Source organism: Pseudovibrio sp. W64 (assembly GCF_001623145.1).
GTDB lineage: Bacteria > Pseudomonadota > Alphaproteobacteria > Rhizobiales > Stappiaceae > Pseudovibrio.
The window spans coordinates 1-26,553 of sequence record NZ_LMCI01000005.1 but is presented as its reverse complement, the minus strand read 5'-3'; the positions used below and the strand labels follow the sequence as shown (position 1 = coordinate 26,553).

The 26,553-nt window shown below is 51.4% G+C and carries 25 protein-coding genes and 1 pseudogene; 11 read left to right on the top strand and 15 right to left on the bottom strand.

Features of this window, described 5'->3' with window-relative positions:
• Nucleotides 1-72 precede the first annotated feature (72 nt).
• Nucleotides 73-750 carry an ankyrin repeat domain-containing protein gene (locus PsW64_RS02885; protein ID WP_063302638.1) on the bottom strand — a complete coding sequence of 226 codons (678 nt, stop codon included), beginning with the start codon at nt 748-750 and terminating at the stop codon, nt 73-75.
• A gap of 142 nt (nt 751-892) precedes the next feature.
• Nucleotides 893-1,516, bottom strand: coding sequence for a LysE family translocator (locus PsW64_RS02880; protein WP_057463043.1), 624 nt, complete (start codon nt 1,514-1,516; stop codon nt 893-895).
• 91 nt (nt 1,517-1,607) lie between these two features.
• Between PsW64_RS02880 and PsW64_RS26995 the strand changes: the two genes are divergently transcribed.
• The gene (locus tag PsW64_RS26995; RefSeq protein ID WP_082596803.1) at nt 1,608-2,078 is read left to right on the top strand and encodes an Lrp/AsnC family transcriptional regulator; all 471 of its coding nucleotides are present in this window, start codon (nt 1,608-1,610) and stop codon (nt 2,076-2,078) included.
• 12 nt (nt 2,079-2,090) lie between these two features.
• Here the strand turns inward: PsW64_RS26995 and PsW64_RS02870 are convergent, their stop codons facing one another.
• Together PsW64_RS02870 and PsW64_RS02865 are read right to left on the bottom strand one after the other, a co-directional pair.
• The gene (locus PsW64_RS02870) at nt 2,091-2,528 is read right to left on the bottom strand and encodes a cyclic nucleotide-binding domain-containing protein (RefSeq protein ID WP_208980539.1); all 438 of its coding nucleotides are present in this window, start codon (nt 2,526-2,528) and stop codon (nt 2,091-2,093) included.
• A 94-nt stretch (nt 2,529-2,622) separates the two neighbouring features.
• On the bottom strand, nt 2,623-3,306 hold the full coding sequence (locus tag PsW64_RS02865; protein WP_063286368.1) for a response regulator transcription factor: 684 nt from the start codon (nt 3,304-3,306) through the stop codon (nt 2,623-2,625).
• A gap of 265 nt (nt 3,307-3,571) precedes the next feature.
• On the opposite strand from PsW64_RS02865, the gene PsW64_RS02860 reads away from it, so the two are divergent.
• The 7 genes from PsW64_RS02860 (at nt 3,572) to PsW64_RS02830 (ending at nt 9,723) form a co-directional block, all read left to right on the top strand.
• Entirely contained in the window at nt 3,572-4,078 is a 507-nt protein-coding gene (locus PsW64_RS02860) for a L,D-transpeptidase family protein (RefSeq protein WP_244271704.1), read from the top strand.
• Nucleotides 4,079-4,230: 152 nt separating this feature from the next.
• The gene (gene dapF / locus PsW64_RS02855) at nt 4,231-5,136 is read left to right on the top strand and encodes a diaminopimelate epimerase (RefSeq protein WP_063302637.1); all 906 of its coding nucleotides are present in this window, start codon (nt 4,231-4,233) and stop codon (nt 5,134-5,136) included.
• Nucleotides 5,133-6,401 (top strand): tRNA (N(6)-L-threonylcarbamoyladenosine(37)-C(2))-methylthiotransferase MtaB, encoded by a 1,269-nt coding sequence (mtaB, locus tag PsW64_RS02850; RefSeq protein WP_063286366.1) that lies wholly within the window; start codon nt 5,133-5,135, stop codon nt 6,399-6,401. The genes dapF and mtaB overlap by 4 nt, the downstream gene beginning before the upstream one ends.
• A gap of 30 nt (nt 6,402-6,431) precedes the next feature.
• Entirely contained in the window at nt 6,432-7,985 is a 1,554-nt protein-coding gene (gene ftsY / locus PsW64_RS02845; protein ID WP_063302636.1) for a signal recognition particle-docking protein FtsY, read from the top strand.
• Nucleotides 7,986-8,130: 145 nt separating this feature from the next.
• Nucleotides 8,131-8,742 (top strand): LysE family translocator, encoded by a 612-nt coding sequence (locus PsW64_RS02840; protein ID WP_063302687.1) that lies wholly within the window; start codon nt 8,131-8,133, stop codon nt 8,740-8,742.
• Nucleotides 8,743-8,784: 42 nt separating this feature from the next.
• The gene (locus PsW64_RS02835) at nt 8,785-9,246 is read left to right on the top strand and encodes a methyltransferase family protein (RefSeq protein WP_057463050.1); all 462 of its coding nucleotides are present in this window, start codon (nt 8,785-8,787) and stop codon (nt 9,244-9,246) included.
• 144 nt (nt 9,247-9,390) lie between these two features.
• Nucleotides 9,391-9,723 (top strand): hypothetical protein, encoded by a 333-nt coding sequence (locus PsW64_RS02830; protein ID WP_057463051.1) that lies wholly within the window; start codon nt 9,391-9,393, stop codon nt 9,721-9,723.
• A gap of 92 nt (nt 9,724-9,815) precedes the next feature.
• Here the strand turns inward: PsW64_RS02830 and PsW64_RS02825 are convergent, their stop codons facing one another.
• From PsW64_RS02825 to PsW64_RS02800, 6 genes are all read right to left on the bottom strand, one after another.
• Entirely contained in the window at nt 9,816-11,447 is a 1,632-nt protein-coding gene (locus PsW64_RS02825) for an ABC transporter ATP-binding protein (protein ID WP_063302635.1), read from the bottom strand.
• A gap of 17 nt (nt 11,448-11,464) precedes the next feature.
• Nucleotides 11,465-12,649 carry an ABC transporter permease gene (locus tag PsW64_RS02820; RefSeq protein ID WP_063294293.1) on the bottom strand — a complete coding sequence of 395 codons (1,185 nt, stop codon included), beginning with the start codon at nt 12,647-12,649 and terminating at the stop codon, nt 11,465-11,467.
• 6 nt (nt 12,650-12,655) lie between these two features.
• On the bottom strand, nt 12,656-13,765 hold the full coding sequence (locus tag PsW64_RS02815) for a microcin C ABC transporter permease YejB (protein ID WP_063286361.1): 1,110 nt from the start codon (nt 13,763-13,765) through the stop codon (nt 12,656-12,658).
• Between the two features lie 15 nt (nt 13,766-13,780).
• Complete coding sequence (locus PsW64_RS02810; RefSeq protein WP_063302634.1) at nt 13,781-15,652, bottom strand: ABC transporter substrate-binding protein; 1,872 nt, start codon at nt 15,650-15,652, stop codon at nt 13,781-13,783.
• Nucleotides 15,652-17,517: an extracellular solute-binding protein gene (locus PsW64_RS02805; protein ID WP_063302633.1), complete on the bottom strand. Its 1,866-nt coding sequence runs from the start codon at nt 17,515-17,517 to the stop codon at nt 15,652-15,654. The genes PsW64_RS02810 and PsW64_RS02805 overlap by 1 nt, the downstream gene beginning before the upstream one ends.
• Nucleotides 17,518-17,796: 279 nt before the next feature.
• Nucleotides 17,797-18,345 (bottom strand): c-type cytochrome, encoded by a 549-nt coding sequence (locus PsW64_RS02800; RefSeq protein WP_063294296.1) that lies wholly within the window; start codon nt 18,343-18,345, stop codon nt 17,797-17,799.
• Nucleotides 18,346-18,902: 557 nt separating this feature from the next.
• Here PsW64_RS02800 and PsW64_RS02795 point away from each other — a divergent pair.
• The 3 genes and pseudogenes from PsW64_RS02795 to PsW64_RS02785 all read left to right on the top strand — a co-directional run bounded on the left by PsW64_RS02795 (nt 18,903) and on the right by PsW64_RS02785 (nt 22,133).
• Nucleotides 18,903-19,793 carry a prephenate dehydratase gene (locus PsW64_RS02795; protein WP_063302632.1) on the top strand — a complete coding sequence of 297 codons (891 nt, stop codon included), beginning with the start codon at nt 18,903-18,905 and terminating at the stop codon, nt 19,791-19,793.
• Nucleotides 19,794-19,876: 83 nt separating this feature from the next.
• Nucleotides 19,877-20,887 carry an adenosine kinase gene (locus PsW64_RS02790; RefSeq protein WP_063302631.1) on the top strand — a complete coding sequence of 337 codons (1,011 nt, stop codon included), beginning with the start codon at nt 19,877-19,879 and terminating at the stop codon, nt 20,885-20,887.
• A gap of 310 nt (nt 20,888-21,197) precedes the next feature.
• Nucleotides 21,198-22,133, top strand: a pseudogene (locus tag PsW64_RS02785) (IS110 family transposase).
• 20 nt (nt 22,134-22,153) lie between these two features.
• Here the strand turns inward: PsW64_RS02785 and PsW64_RS02780 are convergent.
• The 5 genes from PsW64_RS02780 to dapB all read right to left on the bottom strand — a co-directional run bounded on the left by PsW64_RS02780 (nt 22,154) and on the right by dapB (nt 26,295).
• The gene (locus PsW64_RS02780) at nt 22,154-22,762 is read right to left on the bottom strand and encodes a 2,3-bisphosphoglycerate-dependent phosphoglycerate mutase (protein ID WP_063302630.1); all 609 of its coding nucleotides are present in this window, start codon (nt 22,760-22,762) and stop codon (nt 22,154-22,156) included.
• Nucleotides 22,763-22,857: 95 nt separating this feature from the next.
• Nucleotides 22,858-23,409, bottom strand: coding sequence for a pyridoxamine 5'-phosphate oxidase family protein (locus PsW64_RS02775; protein WP_063302629.1), 552 nt, complete (start codon nt 23,407-23,409; stop codon nt 22,858-22,860).
• 28 nt (nt 23,410-23,437) lie between these two features.
• Nucleotides 23,438-24,151: a hypothetical protein gene (locus PsW64_RS02770; protein WP_063302628.1), complete on the bottom strand. Its 714-nt coding sequence runs from the start codon at nt 24,149-24,151 to the stop codon at nt 23,438-23,440.
• 490 nt (nt 24,152-24,641) lie between these two features.
• Nucleotides 24,642-25,265 carry a 2,3-bisphosphoglycerate-dependent phosphoglycerate mutase gene (locus PsW64_RS02765; RefSeq protein ID WP_057463063.1) on the bottom strand — a complete coding sequence of 208 codons (624 nt, stop codon included), beginning with the start codon at nt 25,263-25,265 and terminating at the stop codon, nt 24,642-24,644.
• 214 nt (nt 25,266-25,479) lie between these two features.
• Nucleotides 25,480-26,295: a 4-hydroxy-tetrahydrodipicolinate reductase gene (gene dapB / locus PsW64_RS02760; protein WP_063302627.1), complete on the bottom strand. Its 816-nt coding sequence runs from the start codon at nt 26,293-26,295 to the stop codon at nt 25,480-25,482.
• Nucleotides 26,296-26,553: the final 258 nt, after the last annotated feature.

Genomic DNA, 26,553 nt, shown 5'->3' with positions numbered 1-26,553 from the left:
GCCATCATGTCAAAGCTGATGAGACAAAGGGCGCCCTGAGCGCCCTTTTTTGTTGTCCCCCATACTGCTTGATCAATCTTCCAAGAGCTGCACGATTGCTGTGTGGCCTTTGTTGCGGGCGTGGTCGATTGGGAGGGTGTCGTTGCGGTCGGCGATGGTTTTGTCGGCTCCGGCATCAACGAGTTTCTTGACAATCGTCTGATAAGGTTCGCTGCCGTCGCCAAGAATGGTGGCCTCAAGAAGTGCGGTCCAGCCCAGATTGTTGACATGATCAAGCGGTGCGCCAGCCTCAATCAGCATGGAAACAATCTCGACAGCCCCCTGATGGCTTCCGTAGATGAGCGCAGAACCTTCATAGACAGATGTCACCATGGAAGGGTCGATCCCTAAGTCCAGAGCCAACCGTGCCAGTTCAGGGTTACTCGTGGTGATCGCTATGTTCAGCACATCACGCTTTTTGGCATCCATCAGATTGATGTCGGCGCCGAGTTTGACCAAGTGCTCGACTAGCTCAAGGTCTCCACGTCTGGCTGCAACGATAACCGCTGTATCACCAGAGCTATCACGGGCATCCAGTGACGCTCCGGCTTTTGCGATTTGGTCTAATGCCTTTATGTCATTCGCCTCTACTGCAGCAAAAACGTCTTGCTCTGTATAAGTTTGAGCAAGCGCAGAAGAGTTTAGCCCGCCCAACGTGAGCAGTGTAGCCACAACGGCTCCTGCAAGTACTTTACTGACTGTGTTTGGCATGGAAGCACTTTCCTCTTTGAGTGAGACGTTGGTTGGCTCAGTCAAAGCGGCAAACTATGACTGCATGAAGGCGACATGCAGTCATATCACAAGCTGACGGCTTGATTTACAATGCGCTTTTCAAAAGATCGTGCAGATGCGTTTACGCGATATCGGCAACAACCATAGAGATGCCGACGGCAAAGACGCAAAGGCTGGCGAGCATGGAGACGCGTTTGCCGTTGTTGCTGTTTGCCAGCCACACGCGGGCAGGGCCGGAAACGAGGCTGCCAACGCCGTAGTAAACAATCAGGCAGAGCAGGCTTGCCACCATGCCGAAAACCAACGCGTAGAGCCAGAAAGGCATAACCTCCGGCACATAGAACTGCGGCAGCAGGGAGAAATAGAAGAGCATTCCCTTTGGGTTCAGCAAACTGGTGAGGAAGCCGAACTTCAGATCATTGGTATCTGCTGGTGCTTGTTGCTCATCTTCTGAAGTCCACATGCCGCTTGCGAAGAAGAGGCGATAGGCCAGGTACATAAGGTAGGCCAGACCTACCCAGCGGATTGCCTGAAACAGCCTTGGTTCCGCCAGAAAGAGAGACTGAAAGCCCGCAGCAACCAAAACGGTAAACACGAGATAGCCTGCTGAAATTCCGAGAGATGCTTTGAGGGCAGCGGGTTTTCCGCTCGCAAGTGCCCTGCTGGTGACATACAGCATATCCGGGCCGGGCACGATAATCAGACTTAGGATGGTGATCAAAAAGAGAAGGGTATTCGCTGCCATTGAGAGTATTTTCTTATGAGAGGTTTTATTCCAAATTTTCTCCGAATATACTGCGGCGCATATCCTCCGAATATCGAATTGATTCCGAAAAATGACTTCTTCTCACCATCTCGACCGAACAGACTTCGTCATATTGGAAATTTTGCAGAATAATGCACTGCTTCCCAATAAACAGGTAGCTGCAGAGGTTAACCTGAGCCCATCTGCTTGCCATGAGCGTATTAAGCGCTTGAAAGACAGTGGTATTTTACAGAGTAGCCATGCGGTTGTGGACCCGAAAGCCTATGGAGTGGGCTTTGAGGCAATGTTCTTCATTCAGCTGGACAGACACGAAGCACTTCTGGTGGAGGAATTCATGCAGGAGGTTGTTGGGCTACCGGAAGTAAAATCCGTCACGCTCATCAGTGGAGCATACGATATCGTCGCCCATCTGCGTGTTCGCGATATCGATCACCTGAAAAGCCTTGCCTTTGAGAAGTTCACAAAGCGGGCCTACATCACCAAGATCGAAAGCTCGATTATCTATGATTTTAAAGAGAGCCGTGTGCAGAAGCCGCTTTAAAGGGCTGCTGGCTTAACTGCGCTTAGCAGCAACTTCTTGTTTATGGCGCTCATTGAGAGCGTCCACTTCGTCCAACTTGCGACCAACGCGCGCCAAAGCGGCAGCAGCTGTCGTAAACTGGTTAGCTTTATCGACATAAAGCTTTTGTGCCGTTTCTGGGAATTCCTGCAGCATGCGGGAGAAGAGTGCGCGGCGGACGCGGATCAATTCGCAATTTTCAAGTGCGACAGCGCGGGCCGGACGTTTGCCCTCAGCCATCAGCGCGTTTTCGCCGAACAGAGTACCGGGGCCGTAGGTGCCTCTGGGACGCGCGTCGCGCCCCATACCGGTTTCCAGCTGCACCTTGCCGATTGTCAGCACAATGCCACCGTCTGCCCGCTCACCCTCATTAAAAATCGTTCCACCTTTAGACACCTGCATGGTTTCCGCACTGAATGCGAGCAGGCGCAACTGGTCCTCTGAAAATTGCGAGAGGAGAGGAACGCGTCTTAAGATTTCGATGTCGCGGGCTAGACTCATAGTTCTTGGATTAGCTGCTTATGCCTCAAGGCACAAGCTTATATCCACCAGCTTCTGTCACGAGCAGCTCCGCATTGGACGGATCACGCTCAATTTTCTGACGCAGACGGTAAATATGAGTTTCCAGCGTGTGTGTGGTGACGCCGGAGTTGTAGCCCCAAACCTCATGCAGCAGCACGTCGCGTGTCACTGGCTTTTCACCTGCACGGTAGAGGAACTTCAGGATAGAAGTTTCTTTTTCGGTCAGACGAACCTTCCCACCATTATCGTCCTGCATGGACTTTGCAGCAGGCTGGAAGGAATAACGGCCAATGGTGAACACAGCATCTTCGCTCTGTTCATGCTGACGCAGATGCGCACGAATGCGAGCAAGCAGAACAGCGAACTTGAATGGCTTGGTGACGTAGTCGTTTGCACCAGCTTCCAAACCAAGGATTGTGTCACTGTCTGTATCATGACCGGTGAGCATGATGACTGGAGCGCCAAAGCCTGCTTTACGCAGCAACTTCACAGCTTCACGGCCATCAATGTCCGGCAGACCAACGTCCATCAGAACCAGGTCGAAGTGATCTTCTTTTGCTTTTTTGATGCCAGTCGCAGCACTGTCAGCTTGAGTGGTTTCAAATTCATCATAAAGCGACAGCTGCTCAACGAGCGCTTCGCGCAGATCGTTATCGTCATCTACAAGCAGAATTTTACGTGCAGTCATATTCTCACCCAATCACCAATCTTTGGTGCTAGCCCTAAAACTTATCTCACATAAATACATGAAGGGTTGCCGAAAAAAAGGCGAGCAAAAACGTGGTAAATCTCAAAGTTTTTCGTAAAATCTACTTCACGCGTAAGTGACCCCCGCTTTATTTGGGAGTGTTTCTCCCGGTGTTTTCCGCAGGACAACAGGTTCATAGATGCTTCCTCTCGCAGTACCCACTCCCCCCGCAAAGCTACTTAAGAAGACCCAGAAGACCCTATTTGTGCGGCATACAGGTGATGAGCCTCACTCAGGAACACTGACACTAGGCGCAGTAACATTTGCGTGTGCACTTGGACGATCTGGTTTGACGCACACAAAGCGCGAAGGTGACGGCGCAACTCCGATTGGGCGTTTTGAACTGCTGAATGTGTATTACCGCTCGGATCGCAGCTCTTGTCCAGTCACGTATTTGCCAGTTTCACCCCTGTCTCAAAGCGATGGTTGGTGTGATTCTCCTCAGGATACTCTTTATAACCGCCCCGTCGATCTGCCGTTTGAGCCCAGCCATGAGAAGATGTGGCGAGATGACCGGCTTTACGACATTGTTGTCGTGCTGGATTGCAATATGTATCCGGCGGTCAAAGGCGAAGGCAGCGCAATCTTCTTTCACGTGGCACGAGAAGGCTTTTTACCGACAGAGGGATGCGTTGCGGTTTATCCGGAAGTGATGCGCGAAATCCTGAAGGAAATGGCGCCCGGTGACATGCTGGAAGTCTGTGCGGATTAGTGCAAAACCAGAGAATTCGATTAGAGAGGCTTTAAAGCTGGCCTCACAATCGTCTCAGACAAGGTTTTTCCCTGCATTTTCCCTAGTAATCTAAAGTAATTTAATCCATATAGTGCCTTCTTGACGGATTACGCATGAATGGAAGCAAGCTCATGGCGGATACGCTGGTTCCCTTTTTGAAAATGAACGGTTTAGGCAATGATTTCGTGGTGTTTGATGGCCGCGCAAAGAAGGTTGTCTTAACTCCGGCGCAAATTGCAGCTATCGGAGACCGCGAAAAGGGTATTGGTTTTGACCAGATGATTACGGTCGAGCCTGCAAGTTCTGATGCTTATGCCTTTATGCGTATCCACAATCGCGATGGCAGCGAAGTAGATGCTTGCGGTAACGCAACACGCTGCATTGGCCGTCTGCTAATGGGTGAAGCAGGCACTCCAAGCGTTCCTATTCAGACCAACGCTGGTTTGCTGATTGCACATGCTTCTGACACAGAGACGCTGGTGAGCGTTGATATGGGTGTTCCGCGTTTTGAGTGGGACCAGATCCCGCTTGCGGAAGAGTTTGCGGACACGCGTGCCATTGAGCTTCAGATCGGGCCAATTGATGCACCGGTTCTGCATTCACCCAGTGTTGTGAATGTTGGCAATCCGCACGCCATTTTCTGGGTGGATGATATTGAAGCCCACGACCTTGAGCGATTTGGACCATTGCTTGAGTGTCATCCGATGTTCCCTGAAAAGGCGAATATCTCTCTTGCTCAGATCATTGGCGAAAACGAGATCCGCATGAAAGTCTGGGAACGCGGTGCTGGCTTGACAAAAGCTTGTGGCACCGGGGCCTGCGCAGTGGGTGTTTCTGCTGCCAGAACTGGGCGGACAGGACGTAAGTGCACTGTCCATCTGCCGGGAGGACCGCTGGGTATTGAGTGGCGTGAGGACAACGACCACATCATGATGACCGGTGAAACCGCAATTGAATTCGAGGGCGAGCTCAATCTCGACACCCTCACCTACACAAAGACCGCTTCGGGGGACGCGGCAATGGAGCCTACACAGTGAGCATTGATGTTGTGACATTTGGCTGCCGACTGAACGCTTATGAGTCGGAAGTGATGAAGCGCGAAGCAGAGGCTGCGGGCCTTAAGGATGCCGTGCTGATCAACACATGTGCCGTGACCAACGAAGCTGTCCGTCAAGCACGACAGACCATTCGCAAAACCCGCCGCGAAAATCCGGATGCACGTATTATCGTAACTGGCTGTGCGGCGCAGACAGAATCTGAAACCTTTGCCGAGATGGGCGAAGTGGATCTGGTTCTTGGCAACTCTGAAAAGCTGGAGCGCGCCTCTTATGGCCGTGTCGCTCAGTTTGGCATTGAAGAAACCGAGAAGGTGCGCGTTAACGACATTATGAGCGTGCGCGAGACTGCAGGTCACCTGATTGATGGACTGGAAGGACGCTCTCGTGCGTTTGTTCAGGTTCAGAACGGCTGTGATCATCGCTGCACCTTCTGCATCATCCCTTATGGCCGTGGTAACTCACGTTCTGTGCCGATGGGTGTGGTCATTGACCAGATTAAACGCCTTGTCGACAACGGTTATGGCGAGATCGTTCTGACTGGCGTTGATATTACGTCCTACGGTGCTGATTTGCCGGGAACGCCTAAGCTTGGCACGCTTTGTTCCAAGATTTTGAAGATGGTGCCTGATCTTAAGCGCCTGCGTCTGTCCTCCATCGACAGCATTGAAGCTGATGATGAGCTGATGGACGTAATCGCGCATGATCATCGCCTGATGTCGCATCTGCACCTTTCCTTGCAGGCTGGCGACAATATGATCCTGAAGCGCATGAAGCGTCGTCATTCCCGCGAAGACACGATCCAGTTCTGCGAAGACGTGCGCAAAATGCGTCCTGATGTTGTCTTTGGCGCTGACATTATTGCCGGATTCCCGACTGAGACTGATGAGATGTTCGAGAACACCTTGCGCATCGTTGATGAGTGCGGGCTGACACATCTGCATGTGTTCCCGTTCTCCCCACGCCCTGGCACTCCAGCGGCCCGTATGCCGCAGCTCGATCGCAAGATCATTAAAGAGCGCGCTGCACGCCTTCGTGAAAAAGGTCAGGAAGCTTTGCTGGCTCACCTTCGTGCCGAAGTGGGCAAGAAGCGTGAGATCCTGATTGAGCGTGAGGGACTTGGTCGCACTGAGCAATTTACTCAGGTTGAACTGGATGCGGATGTTGCCGGAAGCCTTGTCTCCGCACGCATTACAGGGCATACCGAAAGACATCTAATTGCAGAGCCACTTGGCAAAGCAGCTTAAGCTTTTACATTTCAAAGGTATCTTTCCAGCATGAGCGAAAAGAAGCGCGGTTTTTTCAGTCGCCTGTTTGGCGGTTCCTCAGAAGAAACACAGAGCCTGCAGGAGGAAAAAGCTCCTGACAGTGCAGAGCTGCGTGAGTCTTTAGAAGGCGTTCAATCCGTTCCGCTTGACCCTGTTAAAGGCCTTGAAGAAACGGCTGAAGCAATCGCAGATGAAACTCTTGATCTGGAAAATCCAGAGCTCACACCTGAGTTGGAGCCTGAGACCGAAGAGAAAGTTTCTGATAAGCCTCATGATTTGGATGAGGCAGAAACCAAAGCCCTAGAAGAGACCGCCTACCTGGACAATGACGATCTGCGTGAGGAAAATTCAGCAGACGTTGAGCCTGAGCAAGATATACTTTCCCCAAAGGTCAGCGATGATGCTGCGCCCGTTGCTGAGGATACTGCCGATGGACAACCCGTTCTCACAGATGAGATCACTGAAGCATCAGGAACAGCGGAAGGACCTGAAGAAGCAGGAAGCTCTGAAAGTGTTCGGGAAAGCGGAGGATCCGGAGGAGACGAGGAAACTGGAGCGGTCGAAGAGAGCCGAGAGGCTGAAGAAGCTGGAGAAACTCCGGGAATTGCGGAAACTGGAGAAGATGTTCCAGTAAAAACGAGCTGGTTCCAGCGTCTTAAAGCTGGCCTCTCCCGTTCTTCTAATGCCCTATCCGAGGGCATCAGCTCGATCTTCACCAAGCGCAAGCTGGATGCAGATACTCTTGAAGAGCTGGAAGATATTCTGATTCAAGCAGACCTTGGCATTGATACAGCGATTGCGATTACCGACCGTGTATCTGATGGTCGCTATGATAAGGAAATTTCAGGCGAGGAAGTCCGCAGCATCCTTGCTGAAGAAATTGAAAGCGTCCTTGAACCTGTTGCTAAACCGCTGGACCTTGAAAGCGGTCATAAACCACACATCGTATTGATGGTTGGCGTAAACGGTACAGGCAAAACCACCACAATCGGCAAGCTGTCATCTCTGCTTCATGAGCAGGGTAAGAAAGTGATGCTCGCAGCTGGCGACACATTCCGCGCTGCAGCTGTTGAACAGCTGAAAATTTGGGGTGAGCGCACTGGTGCTGAAGTTGTGGCGCGCGATACCGGCGCGGATGCTGCTGGCTTAGCTTACGATGCCGTTGATGCCGCTCTCAGCAACGATACTGATGTGCTGTTGATTGATACCGCTGGCCGTTTGCAGAACAAAGCTGAGTTGATGGATGAGCTTGAGAAGATCATTCGTGTGATCCGCAAGCGCGTTCCTGATGCACCGCATACCACTTTGCTGACCCTCGATGCGACCACAGGCCAGAATGCTCTTTCTCAGGTGGAGATTTTCGGCAAGGTTGCTGGTGTAACTGGTCTTGTAATGACCAAGCTGGACGGCACAGCCCGCGGCGGTATTCTGGTGGCGATTGCCCGTAAATACGGCCTGCCAGTGCACTTCATTGGCGTTGGTGAGGGCGTAGAAGACCTTGAGCCGTTCTCAGCAAAAGACTTTGCAGCAGCGATTGCTGGCAAAGACCACGAGCAAGACTAACTAAGCTATGTGATTTGGGAAGGCGTCCTTCGCCTTTCCACTCCTACCTACTTTCAGCTCATTTTCTTCGAGTTCATTGGACACGCCAGAGCAATCAGATAGACTGGTGCTTCTGTTGCCGTGCTATCAATTTGTGAGCTATTCCATGACACTTGAGTATCTTCTGACCTCTTTCATTGTTGTTCTGTTGCCCGGCACAGGTGTGCTTTACACGATTGCTATCGGGCTTGGGAAAGGGCTTAAGCCAAGTGTTGCTGCTGCGTTTGGTTGTACGCTCGGGATTGTTCCTGCGGCTTTGGCAAGTATTATTGGGGTGGCAGCGATCTTTCATAGCAGCGCCCTTGCTTTTCAGATCCTGAAGTATCTTGGGGTTGCTTATCTGCTTTACATGTCATGGAGCATTTTGCGCAGTGGTGGCGCGCTGGAAGTGAGCGGTGAAAGCCGCGAGAGAACTCTTTATCGCACTGCACTCGACGGTATTCTGCTCAACGTGCTGAACCCGAAACTGTCTCTGTTTTTCCTCGCTTTCCTCCCTCAGTTCGTTTCTCCTGGCAGTGAAAATGCAACATCTGCTCTGCTCTTCCATGCCTTTGTTTTTATGGCGCTTACATTTGTTGTTTTCATCGGGTACGGCGCAATGGCGTCGCTGGCCCGCGATTATGTGATCAACCGCCCAAAAGTTATGGCTTGGCTCAAACGAGGTTTTGCAGCTACGTTTGGCGCGCTTGGTGTTAAGCTGGCACTCTCTGAGAACTGATAGGCTTCCTGCATTTCTGGAACAACAAACTACTGGAACACAATGGAAAATTTAAAACTCAGGTTCCCGCCTGTGGCTGTCTTCTTTAGCTTTGCGGTTATCATCTGGATGGTTGCAACACTGCTTCCCGGAGATATCAATCTGCATGGTGCAGAGACAGCATTTCTTGTGATTGGCATCGGAGCTGGTGGTTATTTTGGAGTGACCGGGCTCTCTGAGTTCCGCAGAGCGCGGACGACAACGAGCCCTACACATCCTGAAAATGCGAGCGCGATTGTTTCTGACGGAATTTACTCCAAAACACGCAATCCGATGTATCTGGGCTTGCAGTTCATTCTGTTGGGATGGGCCATCTTTCAGGGAAACCTGTTTGCTATTCCAGTTGCTCTGGGTTTTGCTGTCTATATCACCCTGTTCCAGATCAAACCGGAAGAAGACCTTTTAGAAGAGAACTTTGGTCAAGAGTACCTTGCCTACAAAGCACGCGTCCGGCGCTGGATGTAAGTTCTCCGCACGATGCACAAGCGCTTTGCTTTAAATGCTTCAACCTCCACTTCCTTTTGTTACCCTATGGTAAGAATGCACAAGTAGTGTCCCTAGCGTGATACTGGCCGTTGATCCAAAAGAAACAACAAAAGGGAGATCCTGATGGCCGTGCTTATGAAGTTTGATGATATCGATCAGGTTTACAAAGAAACCAGCAAAATCAAAGCAAGCCTGAAGAAAGCCAAGGTTGACGAAAAGACCGAGGATGCTTTCATGAAAGAGCTGAACCAGAAGAAGAAACGTGCGGAAGGCAAATTTTTGGATGAAGTGAACAACGACTCCAAAATTAAGAACTTCAAGGCTGAATCTTTAAAAGGGGATGGTGGCTTCACAAAAGCACTGAAGGAAGCTGCAAAGCGGACGCCAATCCAGCTGATGGAAGCGAGTGGTAAGGTTACGCTAAAAGTCGGCAAGGATGTTGTTGTCGGAACCTAGTTCCTTACTTCCACCGTAGATTTGCTGTGACCATGGCCGAACATTCGGCCATGGGTAAGTTCTTATTGCTCATTGAGCAGAGCAGCAGCGCATCAATAGCTGATGACGCCCTCAATTGCTTCCAGACGGAATGCAGCAGCCATCAGGGCCTTGGTGTACTCGGTCTGCGGATTGTCAAAGACTTCATCTGACGTCCCCGCCTCCATCACCTTGCCATGCTGCATAACGACCACATCATTGGCAAGTGCGCGGACGACCTTGAGGTCGTGCGAGATGAACAGATACGCCAAGCCATGAGCCTTTTGCAGATCGCGGAGCAGGTCGACCACCTGTGCCTGAACGCTCATATCCAATGCTGACGTTGGTTCATCCAGCATCACAAACTTTGGCTCAAGCACCATTGCCCGCGCAATCGAGATACGCTGTCGCTGTCCACCTGAGAATTCATGCGGATAACGGAACCTCGTAGCTGCATCCAGCCCCACTTCTTCCAGCGCACCTGCAACCTTGGCTTCCCGCTCTTTGGCCGTGAGATTGGGCATGTGGATCTTGAGGCCTTCGCCAACAATCTCCGAGACTGACATACGCGGCGACAGGGAGCCGAATGGATCCTGAAACACGATTTGCATATCCCGCCGCAGCGGTCGCATCTGCTTCCACGAGTGCTCCTGAATATCAGAGCCATTGAAGCTGATCTGACCGTTTGAGGAGATCATACGCAGGATCGCAAGGCCCAGCGTGGTCTTCCCAGATCCACTTTCGCCCACAATGCCTAGCGTCTGCCCAGCGCGAACGGTCACATCAATGCCATCAACTGCTTTGATGTGGCTGACTGTTTTACGCAGAAAGCCACGTTTGACGGGAAACCAGACTTTGAGGTCTTTGGCTTCCATGACAATTGGCTGACTGGTATCGCCGGCAGGTGGATGCCCTTTAGGTTCTGCCGCCAGCAGATGCTGGGTGTATTCGTGTTGAGGGCTTTCGAAAATATCTTCGGTATCGCCGTGTTCGACGATTTTGCCCTGTGTCATCACACAAACACGATCAGAGATCCGGCGAACAATGCCAAGGTCGTGCGTGATGAAGAGCATGGCCATGCCTGTGCTCTTCTGCAGGTCTTTCAGCAGTTGCAGGATTTGCGCCTGAACCGTGACATCAAGTGCTGTTGTCGGTTCATCCGCAATCAACAAGTCCGGCTCGTTTGCCAATGCCATGGCGATCATGACACGTTGACGCTGACCACCGGAGAGCTGGTGCGGATAGGACTTCAGGCGTTCTTCCGGATTTGGAATACCGACCTGATCCAAAAGTTCCAGTACCCGCTTTCGGGCATTCGTCTCACCGAGGCCACGGTGGATCTTCAGAATCTCAGCGATCTGCTGTTCGATCGTGTGTAGCGGGTTCAGTGAACTCATAGGCTCCTGAAAGATCATGGAGATCTTGTTGCCACGCACACTACGCATTTCGCTTTCAGTCGCTGCTATCAGATCTTGGCCCTGATAGACGATCTTGCCAGTTGGATGGCTTGCAGACGGATAAGGCAAAAGCTTGAGCACGGACAGTGCTGAAACAGATTTGCCTGAGCCACTTTCGCCCACAAGTGCGACGGTCTCGCCTTCCTTGATGTCGAAAGAGATCTGGTCAACGGCGAGATTTTCCTTTTCGCCTTGTTGGAAGGCGATGGAAAGGTCCTCAACAGAGAGGAGCGTTTGATTATCAGTCATATGCGATCCTCCCTTCTTCAGTTCATCGTTTTACGTGGATCAAAGGCGTCGCGAACCGCTTCACCGATGAAGATCAGCAGGCTGAGCATAATCGACAGGACGAAGAAGCCTGTCATGCCAAGCCACGGCGCCTGAAGGTTGTTCTTACCCTGCTTGAGCAGCTCACCCAGCGAGGCGGAGCCCGGAGGCAAGCCGAAGCCGAGGAAGTCCAGCGCTGTCAGCGTGGAGATAGACCCATTCAGGATGAACGGCATGAATGTAAGCGTTGCGACCATCGCGTTTGGCAGCAGGTGACGGCGCATGATCGTGCCATTGGACACGCCCAACGCTCGCGCAGCGGAGATGTATTCGAAGTTCCTGCCTCTCAGGAACTCCGCCCGGACTACGCCGACTAAGGCCACCCACGAGAATGCGAGCAGGATTGAGAAGAGAATCCAGAATCCCGGCGTTAGCACCGACGAGATGATCAAGATGAGGTAGAGCGTCGGCATTGCCGTCCAGATTTCAATGAAGCGCTGTAAACCGAGGTCAACCCAACCACCGTAGAAGCCCTGCACCGCACCGGCACCAATGCCGATGACGGAGGATGCCAGTGTTAGCGCCAGACCGAAGAGCACCGAGATACGGAAACCGTAGACAAGACGAGCGAGGACATCGCGGCCCTGATCATCCGTGCCGAGCCAGTTCCAGTTGCCAATTGTACAGTTTGGATCGTTTACACCCTCAGCATAACGCTCGCAGCGCAGCTCCTTATCCATCATCCAGCTTGGGGGAGCTGGTGCGGGGACCGGGATTTCGTTGTTGACCGTCTGGTAGGAATAACGGATCGGAGGCCAGAGAATCCAGCCGTTGGCGTCGATCTCTTCCTGAATAAACGGATCACGATAGTCCGTCGTTGCAAGGAAACCGCCAAACTTTTCCTCCGGGTAATCCGTAAAGACCGGCATGAGCAGCTCGCCCTTATAGGAAACCAGGATTGGGCGGTCGTTGGTGATGAATTCTGCGCCCAGTGCGAGCACAAACAGGACGAGGAAAATCCAAAGGGACCAGTATCCACGCTTGTTGGCTTTGAAGTTTTGCAGGCGGCGCTGGTTGAGAGGAGACAGCTTTTGCCGCTTTTCAGGCGGTTGCGTCTGCTCTGGCAGCGGATTGATTGTTTCGTAGCCCTGATCCTGAAGGCGTTTTTCGAGTTGTGTGTCCATTGCTCGTTACACCTCCCGGCTTTCGAAATCGATCCGGGGATCAATCCAGGTGTAGGTGAGGTCTGAAACCAGATTCACAATCAAACCCATCAACGAGAAGATATAAAGCGTGGCGAACATAACTGCATAGTCGCGGTTGAGCGCTGACTCGAAGCCTAGCAAGCCAAGGCCATCCAACGAGAAGATCGTCTCAATGAGGAGTGAGCCCGCAAAGAACGCCGAGATGAACGCGCCCGGGAAGCCAGCAACCACGATGAGCATCGCATTGCGGAAAACATGACCGTAAAGCACCTGACGCTCTGTCAGGCCTTTGGCGCGAGCAGTTTGAACGTATTGCTTTCGGATTTCATCGAGGAAAGAGTTCTTCGTCAAAAGCGTTGTTGTTGCAAAGGCGGAGAGCGCCATCGCAGTCAATGGCAAGACCAGATGCCAGAAGTAGTCGAGAATCCGTTGTGGCCATGACATATCGCTCCAGCCCTCTGAGGTGAGACCTCGGAGTGGGAAGAAGTCCCAGAAGGAGCCCCCGGCAAAGAGAACAATCAGCATGATTGCAAACAGGAAGCCCGGGATTGCATAGCCAACAATGATGATGCTGGACGTCCAGACATCAAACGAGGTGCCGTCTTTTACTGCTTTACGAATGCCGAGGGGAATCGAAATGCCATAGGAGATGAGCGTCATCCATAGGCCCAGTGAGATCGATACTGGTAGCTTTTCGACGATCAGGTCAACAACAGCAATGTCACGGAAATAGCTTTCACCAAAATTGAAGGTCGCGTAGTCCAAAATCAAGCGCCCGAAACGCTCCAGAGGAGGCTTATCGAAGCCGAACTGGACCTCGAGTTCCTTGATGAACTCCGGATCAAGGCCTTGTGCTCCTCGATATTTCGATCCTGCACTGTCTCCGCCGCCCTGATTGGCTGCGGCAGAACTTCCAAAATCACTTCCACCACCCGAAATGCGGCTGGTTGCGGATACACTATCCCCTTGCAATTGAGCGATAACTTGCTCAATCGGTCCGCCTGGTGCGAACTGAATAATGACAAAGTTGATTGCCATGATGCCGATAAGGGTCGGGATCATCAAAAGCAATCTACGCAGAATATAGGCGCCCATGGGCTTCTTTTGTCCCTAATTTTCCTTGCCGATGCGAGCGGCTTTTTCTGAATCCACCCACCACGTCGCTTCTACGGGGAAGGCATATGCCGGCATATCATTCGGAATGCCGAACATGTCCCAGACAGCTACTGTGTGGAAGGCTTTGAACCACTGCGGCACCCAGTAATAGCCTGCGCGCAGAACTCTATCCAATGCTCTGGCAGCGGTTATCATTTCCTCACGCGAGGATGCATTCAGCGCCTTATCCACCAAATCGTCGACAGCAGGCACCTTGATGCCTGAGAGATTGTAAGATCCGAAGGTTTCAGCAGAGGCCGATGTCCAGAAGTTACGGATGCTCGGCCCAAGTGTTGGTGTCAGAGAAAAACGGTGCCCGACAATGTCATAATCGAAATCATCTACACGCTTCTGGAACTGTGCCGGATCAACGACACGGAAGCTTGCTTCAATGCCTAACAGTCTGAGATTCTTGACATATGGCAGTACAATTCGTTCGAAAGCAGGCGAGTTGGAAAGGAATTCCATTTGCAGCTGCTTTCCGTCAGGCCCGATCAATTGCTCGCCGCGTCTGTAGTAGCCTGCCTCTTTGAGCAGAAGCGAGGCTTCTCTGAGAAGTTTGCGATCCTGACCTGAACCATTGGAAACTGGTTGCGTGATCGCTTCGCCAAAGACCCCATCTGGCAGGTCTTTCTTGTAAGGCTCAAGCAGGGCCAGTTCGGCATCGCTTGGCAGACCAACAGCCTTCATCTCCGAGTTTTCGAAGAACGACTGGGTTCTGGTGTACAGATCATAAAACAGCGCGGAATTTGACCACTCAAAATCGAAGGCATAGCCGAGCGCTTCACGGACCTTGGGATTGGAGAACTTTTCTTTGCGCGTGTTGAGGAACCAGCCTTGCGCTCCTGATGGGAGGCGGATAGCAAATTCCTTCTTGGCAACACGTCCCTCTGTCAATGCAGGGAAGTTGTATTCCGTCGCCCAGGTCTTGGAGGAAAACTCCTCGTGAAACGTTAAGCGGCCTTTCTTGAAGGCTTCAAATGTTGCTTGTCGATCGCGGAAGAAGTCGAGGCGAATGATCTCGAAATTGTGGTGGCCATTGTTGACCGGCAGGTCTTTTGCCCAGTAATTCTCTACCTTTTTGTACTCGATGTACCGGCCAATCTCATAGCGTCCGACCATATATGGCCCCGAGGACAACGGCGGTGTCAGTGTTGACGCCTCGAAGTTGTAGCGGGTGTAGTACGCTTTTGAGAGGATAGGGAGAGTTGCTATCAATAAGGGAAGTTGCCTGCTGTGATTACCTGAAAAAGCGACCGTGACAGTGTGTTCATCCGGTGCGGTTGCAGAGACCATTTCCTTGATGGACTGGCTGATAATCGGGTGCCCTTTTTCCTTCAGAAGGTTCAGACTGAAGGCAACATCTTCTGCATTGAGCATCGACCCATCGTGGAACCGGGCTTCTGGCCTAATTTTGAAGGTGACGAAGTTGCCGTCTTCTGAGACCAGAGCGCTTTCGGCCACCAGACCATATACGGCATCCGGCTCATCATAGGCACGCACCATCAGGCTATCAAAACAGAGCTCCATACGCGGTGGGGCATCTCCTTTGAGGATGAAGGTGTTGAACGTGTTGAAGGTCTGCGGGTTCTGATTGTAGCCCCAGCTCGGCGCAGTCATGGCGATTTTGCCACCAACCGGAGCTTGCGGATTGACGTAGTCAAACGCCGTGAAATCCTTTGGGTACTTCAGATCACCAAAGACAGAGAGGCCGTGGCTTAAGGTTCCCGCCTGAACCGGCAGGGCTCCACCGGGCACCAGAAAGGCTGCCGCAGTGGCCGCGCTGAAGTGCAGGAAGCTACGTCTACTGATTTGGCTAAGCGTCATCAATTGGCCTCCTCTATCTTCTTGGCTTTTTCTTCGTCCCACCACCAAACGGTTGGGAAACCTATGGAGAATTCAGGAAGCTGTTTTGGGTGTGCGAAACGATCCCACCGCGCAACGCGGCTGAATGGAGATGTCCAACCAGGAACAACGTATTGCTCCCACATCAGGATACGGTCCAAAGCCTTAGTTGCAGCAACCAGCTCGTCACGATCATCAGAGTTGATGATGATATCAATCAGCTCGTCGATGGCAGGGTTTTTGATACCCGCATAGTTTTGAGAGGCTTCGCTGTCTGCTGCATTTGAGCCCCAATACTCTCTCTGCTCATTGCCCGGAGAAAGAGACTGCGCCCAGCCGGTGTAAATCATGCCGAAATCACGGCTGCGGACGCGGTTGACATATTGTGAGCTATCGACGACGCGCAGCTGCAGGTCAATGCCCAGCTTCTTCAGCGAGGCCTGATAACGAAGAGCTACACGCTCAAAACGGCCACCATTCATCAGGTATTCGATTGTAAATGGTTCGCCAGTCTCTTTGTTGACAAGCTTACCTTGCTTTTGCACGTAGCCAGCGTCTCTAAGAAGGCCGATTGCCTTTCTCAGGTTGGCACGCTCCTGACGGGAATCTTCGGATACCGGGTTCTCGTAGGGCTCTGTAAAGACGGCTTCAGGCACTGGCGCTTTCAAAGACTTCAGAATTTCCAGCTCACGCCCTTCTGGCAGGCCTGCAGATGCGAGCTTTGTTCCGTCGAAGTAGCTGGTGAAACGGCTGTATTGATCAAAGAAGATCGTGCGGTTCATTTCCTGGAAATTCAAAGCATAGTTCAATGCCCGGCGCACGCGGCGATCCTGAAACTTCTCTTTGCGGGTGTTGAGAATAAAGCCCAGCATCAAGCCACTACCACGATACGTCTGCGGGAATTTTTCCAGCACGACATGGTTGGCTTTTACGGCAGGAATATCATAGGCCGTTGCCCAGTTCTTTGCCGTGGTTTCCGTGCGCCAGTCAAAACGGTCAGCCTTAAAGGCTTCAAGTTGCACGGTTTCGTCGCGGTAGTAATCGTAGGCGATTGTGTCGAAGTTGTTGGAGCCAACATTCACATTCAGATCTTGCCCCCAATAGTCGTCAACGCGCTCAAATGAGATTGAACGCCCTGGTACGACTTCTCCAATACGGTACGGACCAGAGCCGAGAGGCACTTCCAAGGTACTTCTGGAAATGTCACGCGCATTTCCAGAGGCATTTTTCTCATTCCACCAATGCTTTGGCATGATGTAGAGCGAACCAAGGATTTGCGGGGCTTCTCTGTTACCCGGTTTATCGAAGTTGAAGCGGATCTCTGTCGGGCTCAGAATGTCGTAGCCCGTAACATGACGATAATAGTATTTTCTGGAAGGATCTTGCGTGGTCCATTGATCGAATGACCATCCCACATCTTCTGTTGTGATTGGCTTGCCATCGTGCCAGCGTGCATCAGGGCGTAAGCGATAGACCACCCACGCAAAGTCCTCGGGATATTTCATCGCATCAGCGATCAAGCCATATTCAGTCGAGGACTCGCTCATTGATGGGGTCATCAGGGTATCGTAGATGAGGCCCAGTCCACCTGCACGAATGCCCTTTGATGCCACAAGGTTCAAACTGTCAAAGGTGCCCGTTGCCGAGAGCCGCACCCTGCCCCCTTTGGGAGCGTCCGGATTGACATAGGGGAAGTGCGCGAAACCTTCCGGCATCTGAGGAGCACTGATGAGGGAGTCTGCATACCGCCATTCAGGCTCACTGGTTTCAGCAATTGCTGCGGAGGATGTCAGGCTTGCGATGGCAAGCGCCAAACCCGTCAGTGAGCTATATAGTCTGGTACGCACAGCATTCCTCCATAAATACAATCAGTAGTTCTAGCGTAGAAAAAACACCACGCGCTGAAAATTGAACTTTTCTTGCAGCTTTCAGCCAAACTTAAACTAAGATTACGGCTGAAAACACTTCCGCTACAACGTCTTTTGCCAAGATGACAAAAATTTAACTGGAAGAAACGAGGAAAAGGTTAGCATTCACGCAAATTCAGACAATAAAAAAGCCGGGATCAAATCCCGGCTCTTTAACAATTCTACCCTCACATATGCGGGAGGGATATCAATTCAATATTAATTGATCGGTACTGGGTTGTCTGAAAGTGAACGCAGGTAAGCGATCAGGTCAGCACGTGGCTTGTCTTTTTTCAGACCAGCGTAGCCCATGGATGTACCAGAAACATGTTTCTTAGGGGCTTTGATGAACTCGTTGAGCTGCTCAAAGGACCACTCAGGATTGTTTGCCGCAAATTCCTGCATCGCTGAGGAATAAGAGAAGCCATCATGAGATGCAGGTGCGCGACCTACAACACCCCAGAGACCCGGGCCAACTTTGTTTTTTCCACCCTGATCGAAGGTGTGACAAGCTGCACATTTTTTAGCTTGTTTCGCACCAGCATCCGCAGAAGCAGTGGTGAGCAGCTCTTCAATTGAGACGACCTTGACTTCTTCCGCAGCTTCATCACCTGCGCCGTTGTCGGCACCAGCGACTTCAATCTCAAAACCGCGTTTCTCGTTTCCATGAGGCGCAAAGATGACTTCCGTCAAAACATTCAGGCCCATGAATACAACCAAGGCGAACAGAATTGCGCCGGCAATTTTGTTCAGTTCAAACGAATTCATAGCTCACACGCTCCGAATATTTGGTTAGGCTAGCCTTCATGCAGCAGGCACGGCACCTAACTCGATATGTGTATTTTGCTGGGAAACTACAGTTATTTTCGGGCACTTGTCCATAATTTAATTAGTGTTTTTCCTAGGTCTTTTGCAGTGATGTGAACCACAGGTTGATGTTTGAGAGCTCAAAAAACCAAGGAACACAACAACTCTCGCCGGTCAGCAGTTTAAAATGGCTATAAACTACTGATTTATTCGAGGATATCCCGCTCAGGCCAATTCAGATTGCAGTGAAGGCGCAGCGCAACCAATTTACCTGAACTCAAGAGAATGCGACAAAATATCACACCAAAGCGCTTTTAGATCTGGGGATTTCATTGCAGAGCGCTCAACAGGACCGCAAACGCGTTCATTCTTGAGGTCTTTTCACCTTAAGTTTCGCCTCTGAGTATTATTAAGGTTTGCAATCCCTCACATCTAGGGCAATTTGTGCGAGGGGCTTTTTCGCGACTGTTGGCGAAGCCTCAAATGTGTCAGGTTTCTAAATTGCCGTGAGTATAGTGATGTCAGATCAGCGCAAAGTCGTGTTTCAAGGAGAAGTGGGAGCTAACTCCCATATGGCGTGCAACGCCGTTTACCCAGAGTACCAAGCTATCCCTTGCGCGACTTTTGAAGACTGCTTCCACGCGATCGAGACCGGAGAAGCAGAACTTGGCATGATCCCGATCGAAAATTCGGTTGCGGGACGCGTTGCAGACATTCACCACCTGCTTCCTCGCAGCAATCTGCACATTATCGGCGAATACTTCATGCCGATTCGGTTTCAGCTGATGGGCATCAAAGGCACCAAGCTGGAAGAGCTGAAGAGTGTTCAAAGCCACATCATGGGACTTGGACAATGCCGAAACTTCATTCGCGATCATAACCTTAAGCCGATTATTGGCGCTGACACAGCTGGATCCGCACGCCAGGTTGTTGAAGGTGGCGACAAAACAATCGGGGCCTTTGCGCCAGAACTTGCGGCTGATGTATATGGTCTGGATATCCTCGCACGTGATTGTGAAGACGCTGCCCATAACACGACCCGTTTCGTGATCCTCTCTCGCGAGAAAAAGCAGACTGCGAACACTGGCCAGCCGATCATCACGACCTTCATTTTCCGTGTTCGAAACGTTTCTGCTGCTCTTTACAAAGGGTTAGGCGGTTTCGCGACCAACAACGTCAACATGATGAAGCTGGAATCCTATCAGCTTGAAGGTCAGTTTTTCGCGTCCATGTTTTACGCAGATATTGAAGGGCACCCAGAAGAACCCAACGTAGCCCTTGCACTTGAGGAGCTGGCGTTTTATTCGACTGAACTGAATATTCTTGGGGTGTACAACGCTAGCCCGTTCCGCGAAAAAATTCGGGAACCTGAGGCTAACCGTGCTTTGCGTCCTACACCAGGGAAATAACAGTTGTAGGCCTTGCTCCAACGGTGAGTCACCTATGTATCGTTCCGGGCGCTTGTGATCCGGGCTAGTTACAAGGACTTTACATGTCTGAATTCAAGTTTGATGCATTGTGCATCGGCAATGCAATCACTGACGTCTTCTCTCATGTAGAAGATAGCTTTCTCGTTGAGCAGTCTTTGGTAAAGGGCTCCATGCGCCTGGTCGATACAGACGAAGCGCTGCGCCTTTATGACCTGATGGGTCAAACAACCCGCATCTCCGGTGGCAGTGCAGGCAATACTGCTGCTGGTATCGCTTCGCTTGGTGGTGCGCCTGCCTTTATCGGCAAAGTCGCAGCTGATGAAGTTGGAGACGTTTATCGCCATGACATGAACAGCATTGGCGCGCACTTCAACACAGGCCCGCTGCGTGATGATCTTGCATCTGGCCGCTCCATGATCCTGATCACCCCGGACGGTGAGCGGACCATGAACACCTATCTGGGTGCAGCGACCAAGCTGACTGCGTTTGATATCGACCGCGACGTGGTTGCCAATTCTGCGATCACCTACATGGAAGGTTATCTTTGGGACGAAGAAGCGGCGAAAAATGCGTTTCTTGAAGCTTCCAAGGTTGCCCATGAAGCAGGGCAGCTGGTGTCGCTTTCGTTGTCAGACAGCTTCTGCGTTGATCGTTTCCGGGATGAGTTTCTGGAACTGATCCGCGAAGACAAGGTCGATATTCTGTTTGCCAATGAGCATGAGCTCAAAGCGCTCTACCAGACCTCTGACATTGAAACTGCGATTGCGATGGTGCGCGAGGATTGCACACTGACCGCGCTGACATTGGGCTCAGAAGGCGCTATGGCGATTTCTCGCGAGGAAACTGTACATGTGCCAGCTTCCGCTATTATTGGCGGTGTGCGTGACTTGACAGGCGCTGGAGACCTGTTTGCGTCTGGCTTCCTGTTTGGTCTGGCGCGTGATTTCAGCCTGAGCGATTGTGCGGAGCTGGGTTGCCTATGTGCTGGTGAGGTTATCAGCCACGTTGGTGCGCGCCCTGAAAAGCCGCTTAATCAGATTGCAGAGCAGACTGGCTTCACGCTCAAGGTCTAGCCCTTTATTTTCATGCGTATTCTTATCCGAAAACCGGGACCACTTTTCGGGAATACGCTCGAGCGAACTGAAAATATTAATTCAGGCGGCTTGCGGGTCGGCCTTATACATTGAGAGGCGGGAACATCGTGTAGTATGTTCCCGCCTCTTTCTCATTGAGGTGATCGCGCACCGCAATGGGGTGACCAAAGTGGTTGGGCCTTGCCGCCCTGAACTCTCGTTCGGAAAAAAGCATAACCCTTTGGTCATTTGAGGCTTAGTCGAACCGTTGAGAGAGCTGCAACGCTCGCGTATAAGAGGGACCGAGCCTGTGACTTATACTAGTTGTTTTGTCGGCATTGACATATCAAAATCTTCATTTGACGTTTGTGTCTTACCTGAAAGGCAGTACAGATCCTTTGCCAACAGCGCTAAAGGGATTGCCGATTTTCTCGCCTTCTTATCTTCTTATGAGCACATTGAGCGGCTTATCCTTGAGCCAACCGGTGGTTATGAGAACGGTGTGCTCATTGCATTGCAGGGGGCTGGCCTGCCGGTTGCCAAGGTCTACGCCAGACAAGTGCGCGACTTTGCCCGCGCGTGCGGTCAGCTGGCCAAAACGGATCGGGTCGATGCTTTTATTCTCGCCGATTATGGTCGTCGCCTGCCAACACGCCTGCAGCCCTCCCTCTCAGAAGGTCTTGTAAAGCTAAAACAACTTGTCCTGCGATACCGCCAGCTCTCGCACATGATTGTCCAGGAGAAGAACCGGTGGGAGAAGCTTGCAGGACAGGCAAGAGAGTGGATCAAAGAGACCCTGACATTTTTGCAAGGTCAGCGCGAGCAAGTGGTTCAGCACATGGAGTGCTGCCTCAAGGATCATGCTGAGCTGGCCTTGAAGGCAGATGTGCTCACAGCTGTCAAAGGCGTTGGCCTGAAAACGGCCTGTTTTATCTTGGCTGACCTGCCGGAGCTGGGCACTTTAAACAAAGGCCAAATCGCCAAACTCGTTGGAGTGGCTCCCTAAAACCGCGACAGCGGGCAGATGCGCGGCAAACAGATGATTGCAGGCGGCAGGCGACAGATCAGGGACGCCTTGTTCATCGCCGCTCTGCCTGCAATCCGGTTTGATCCCAACATGAAAGCCTTTTATCAAAAGCTCAAAAGCAACGGCAAACTGGGTAAAGTGGCTGTGGTCGCCGTCATGAGAAAGATGATCATCATCCTCAATGCCAAAATGAGAGACCATCTCGCTGAAAACGCTTGACCTGCAACACCGTTGCTTTTTTAAAGGAAGAACTGCTGAATATCTTCTGCGCTGTTTATCTGAAAGAAGAGCGGCTGTGCGGTGCCGATGTGCATGCGCTCGGTCTCTTTTTGATTAAGCTTGCAGATCTTAGAGATCAGTCCCCGGATTGTATTTCTGTGCGAGGAGATGATGACGTTTTTTCCATTCATCAGCTGAGGCAGAACACGGTGCTTGAACACACCATGGGCTCTGTTGGCCGTCATCTCCACACTTTCACCACCGGGTGGCACAGCGTGCAATGAATGGCGCCATTGGTGCACTTGCTCCACGCCGTGTTCCTGAACTGCGCTTTCGATAGGAAGGCCTGTGAGATCACCGTAGGCCCTTTCATTGAAGAGCTTGTCCTCAATGACATGCAGATGAGATTGCTCAGCTTCTTCAAGGATGAGATCCAGTGTTTTGCGGGCGCGCCTAAGGCCTGATGAATAGGCCAGATCGAACTGGATTGCCTGAGAGTTGAGAGTACGACCTGCGTTTCGGGCTTCATCGATGCCCTTGGCACTCAGCTCAGGATTGGCCTGTCCTGAGAAAACCTTCAGCGCATTCCATTCGCTTTGCCCGTGGCGCACCAACACCAACAATCCCATAAAACACGCCTCTCAGATCTTCTTTGTGTGCGTGTCTTATATAGGTTCAATTGCAGCTCTAAACCCGACTTTCGTTAAAACATCCAATGATGATTTCAGGCCGGCTCCAGAATGTTGGTGGGCAGGCCGTCCAGGCTTGTGGCGTTGTGCTTGCGCCAGTAGTTCTCCAACTCGTCACGATCCATCGTCTCGTAGTAGGGCAGGAATTCTTTTTCAACGCGCGTATCAACCAAATCCATGCGCGGGACTGTTGAGCCGCATGAGGTCTGAATGAGTTCGATATCAAGGTCGAAGATTTGTCTGCACCCCGGCAGGTCGGGGAACTGAGCGACCAGTTTGGCCCAGTCCTCATCTCTTGGATGAATGACCTTTGCCGTTCCGAACACCCGAAGCGTGAGGCGCTGCTCGCCAAACGAACAGAACATGAGCGTCATGCGGCCATCATCTTGCACGTGGGTGGCTGTCTCATTGCCAATACCGGTCAGGTTCAGCCAGATGATGCGCTCGTCACTTAAAACTCTGAGCGTATCCATGCCTTTGGGGGACAGGTTGATGTGCCCTGTGGCAGCAGCTGTTGCGACGAAGAACATTGATTGCTCTTCGATGTGCTGACGAAATCTGCGGTTCAGTTTTTTGGCTACGATCATCGGCTTTCTGATGCCTTTTCAGGAGCGACTAGTCGGCGACTGCATATTGGGTGTTGATGCGGCGCTGTTCGCTGGCGTAGCTGCCAGAACGTCCGCCATTGCGTTTGTCGTAACTTCTTGCCCAGGCCTGCCAGAACTCTTGGGAGCTGCCGTCCATCTCGGTGATTTCCGGTTGGACAATCGGTGTTTTCGGCAAGATCGTGTTGGGCAATTGTAAAACCTGCAACAAAGGCCGGTGGCGTGGGAAGCTGATTGGGACGTCCTGTTTGCGCAGCTTTATATTGATGAACAGCGGTGAACAGAACCAGCTGGAGTCAATCATCGCTTCAAAGCAATCATAGCCTGCATTGGACGGCAGGTTGATTGGGCCGCGGACCCAATGGCACTGGCCTTCATCACCGATCAGGCTGTAGCCAGCGCCGATCTGAACGATGTCACCTTCAGGGAACACATCCAGAAATGGGGGGTAGTAGTCCTCTAGCCCTTCCGGACAGGAGTTTTGGTAGTCTTCCACGAAGTCTGTAAGATACAACCGATCCAGCAGGGTCCACTCGCCGTCGGCGCCAAGCCGATAGAGGACCTCAGATCCGGTCCACATCAGATAAAAATCTACTGGCGGGTAAACATAGTAGCCCTGACGAGAAGCAGTAAGGAGGGGTTCACAATACTTCATTGCCCGGGCTGGCATCATGCCAAGGTTCGTTCCATCTGCCTTAACAACGTCCGGGGCAGATTTGACCATTCTTACAAACTTCACAGGAATTCCCTCGCAGATAAAACACTCTGCAAAAATGAAGCGAGGCAGCCTAAACTGCCTCACACATTAAATTATTTTGGTTTTTTCTCTTCATCTTTTGGAGCAAGGCCACCATTCAACTTTGCTGGCTTTGCTTGAGCAGATGCTGGGCGACCGTCGTTTGCTACTGAAAACTTCATAGGTTGTCCTCTCAATTAATATATTAATGCGGTCATACATTTTCTGTATGCATGGAGAGGCTTGCATCGAATCTTACGTAGCGCAAGGCAAATAATAATGACGCATGCATTATCTATTATTGATAATTTTAAGTGTATTTAATTTCACATACTTAGTATTTTAACAAAGACTATTTGTGTGAATAATATTTATATTTTTACAATTCAAATTCAGCCATTCCAGAGCAGCTCAACTCAGCCAAATAAAAAAGCGGCCCGAAGAGCCGCTTTTTATGATTCTGAATTTTGAGGGTGGCTTAAACTTCTGCCAAGTCCTCAACAGAAAGAACCTTACCTTCTTCATCAAGGCGATAAACAACAGGCTTACCTGTGCCAAGCTCGCGCTTGAGGATTTCTTCAGGTGAAAGTCCTTCAAGTTCCATGATGAGGGAACGCAGGGAGTTGCCGTGTGCAGCAACAATCACGCGATTGCCTTCGAGAACTTTTGGAAGAATGTCAGAACGGTAGTAAGGCAGGGTGCGCTCTGCAGTCATCTTCAGGCTTTCACCGCCTGGAGGAGGAACGTCGAAAGAACGACGCCAGATGTGAACCTGCTCTTCACCAAATTTCTGACGAGCTTCGTCTTTGTTCATGCCGGTGATGTCACCGTAGTCACGCTCGTTAAGAGCCTGATCTTTTGATGTTGGCAGGTCTTCCTGACCAAGCTCACCAAGGATCAGCTTAAGAGTGTGCTGAGCGCGCAGCAGGTCAGAAGTGAACGCCAGATCAAATGTCAGGTTCATTTCTTTTAGTTTTTTACCAGCAGTTGTTGCTTCTTCAACACCCTGTTCTGTCAGGTCTGGGTTTTTCCAGCCGGTGAACAGGTTTTTCAAGTTCCATTCGCTTTGTCCGTGACGGACGAGAACCAAAAGGCGTTCCATTAAGCTCTCCTAAGGAGGTTATGTTTGCTTAAAACAGTTGTCTTGGAAGGACTGTTTCAAGTCTCATTTCACATGTCTTGCTCATCGCTCATCAGAGCACGTCGCGTTCATGTACGTTTGCGCATCGCGCTCCAACATCTTTGTTGGAGCGAAGTCTTGTCGTTTGATTGAACCCAATCAAGCGGAACACGCTCTAGCAAGCATGCATTGTGTGTCACTCATCATTCAGGCCGAGAACATCAGCCATTGAGTACAGGCCCGGTTGCTGATTGTGCGCCCAGAGGGCTGCTTTCACGGCACCGCGAGCAAACAGTTGTCTATCCGTTGCGATATGTGAGAGATCTATACGCTCTCCTTCGCTCGCAAACATCACCGTATGTTCACCTACGACAGATCCACCTCGCAATGTTGCAAAGCCGATGTCGCCTCTTTTCCGTTCACCCGTAATGCCGTCTCGTGTGCGAACACTATGGGTTTCAAGATCAATCCCCCGGCCTTCAGCTGCTGCCTCACCCAACAGCAATGCTGTTCCTGATGGGGCATCAACTTTATGCCGATGATGCATTTCCAGGACTTCGATATCGAAATCTTCATCCAGAGCTGCAGCGGCCTTTTTAATGAGGCATGCGAGCAGGTTAACACCTAGGCTCATATTGCCTGATTTTACAATGCGGGCTGATGTCGCGGCGTGAGCAAGTTCGGTAGATTGGGCAGACGTCATTCCGGTTGTGCCGATAATGTGCGCAATAGAATGACGCGCTGCAGCTTCTGCAAATCCAACAGTTGCCTCTGGTACGGTGAAGTCCAGCACACCATCTGCGTTTGCAAATGCCGCCTCAAGATCGTCCGTGATTGCAACGCCGAGTTTACCGCATTCTGCCAGTTCGCCAGCATCTGCACCCAGAAACTGAGAGTGCTTGCGCTCGATCGCGGCTGACACCACAACCCCGTCCATTTCGGTCACTGTGCGTACCAGTGCACGCCCCATTCGGCCTGCTGCGCCTACAACAACCAGTCGCATGTCACTCATCACGTCCCCCAAGCCTACGAAAGCCCCTCAAATTATAGTGTGGAGGGGTATAGCAGGCACACAAAAGAGTTTCAAACTCATATGACGGTCGGTGTCCTAGAGTTTGCTCTGTCTCGCACAGCTGGTGTTCGTTTTATGCTTAGTCGTGTGCGGCCTGTCCTGCGCAAAAATCTGATAAAACTTATCCCCCTACCCTCAACCACGCTTATTCTCAGTGTTGTGCTCACGTATTCGGGCAGCTGGTGGACCGTCCATCAG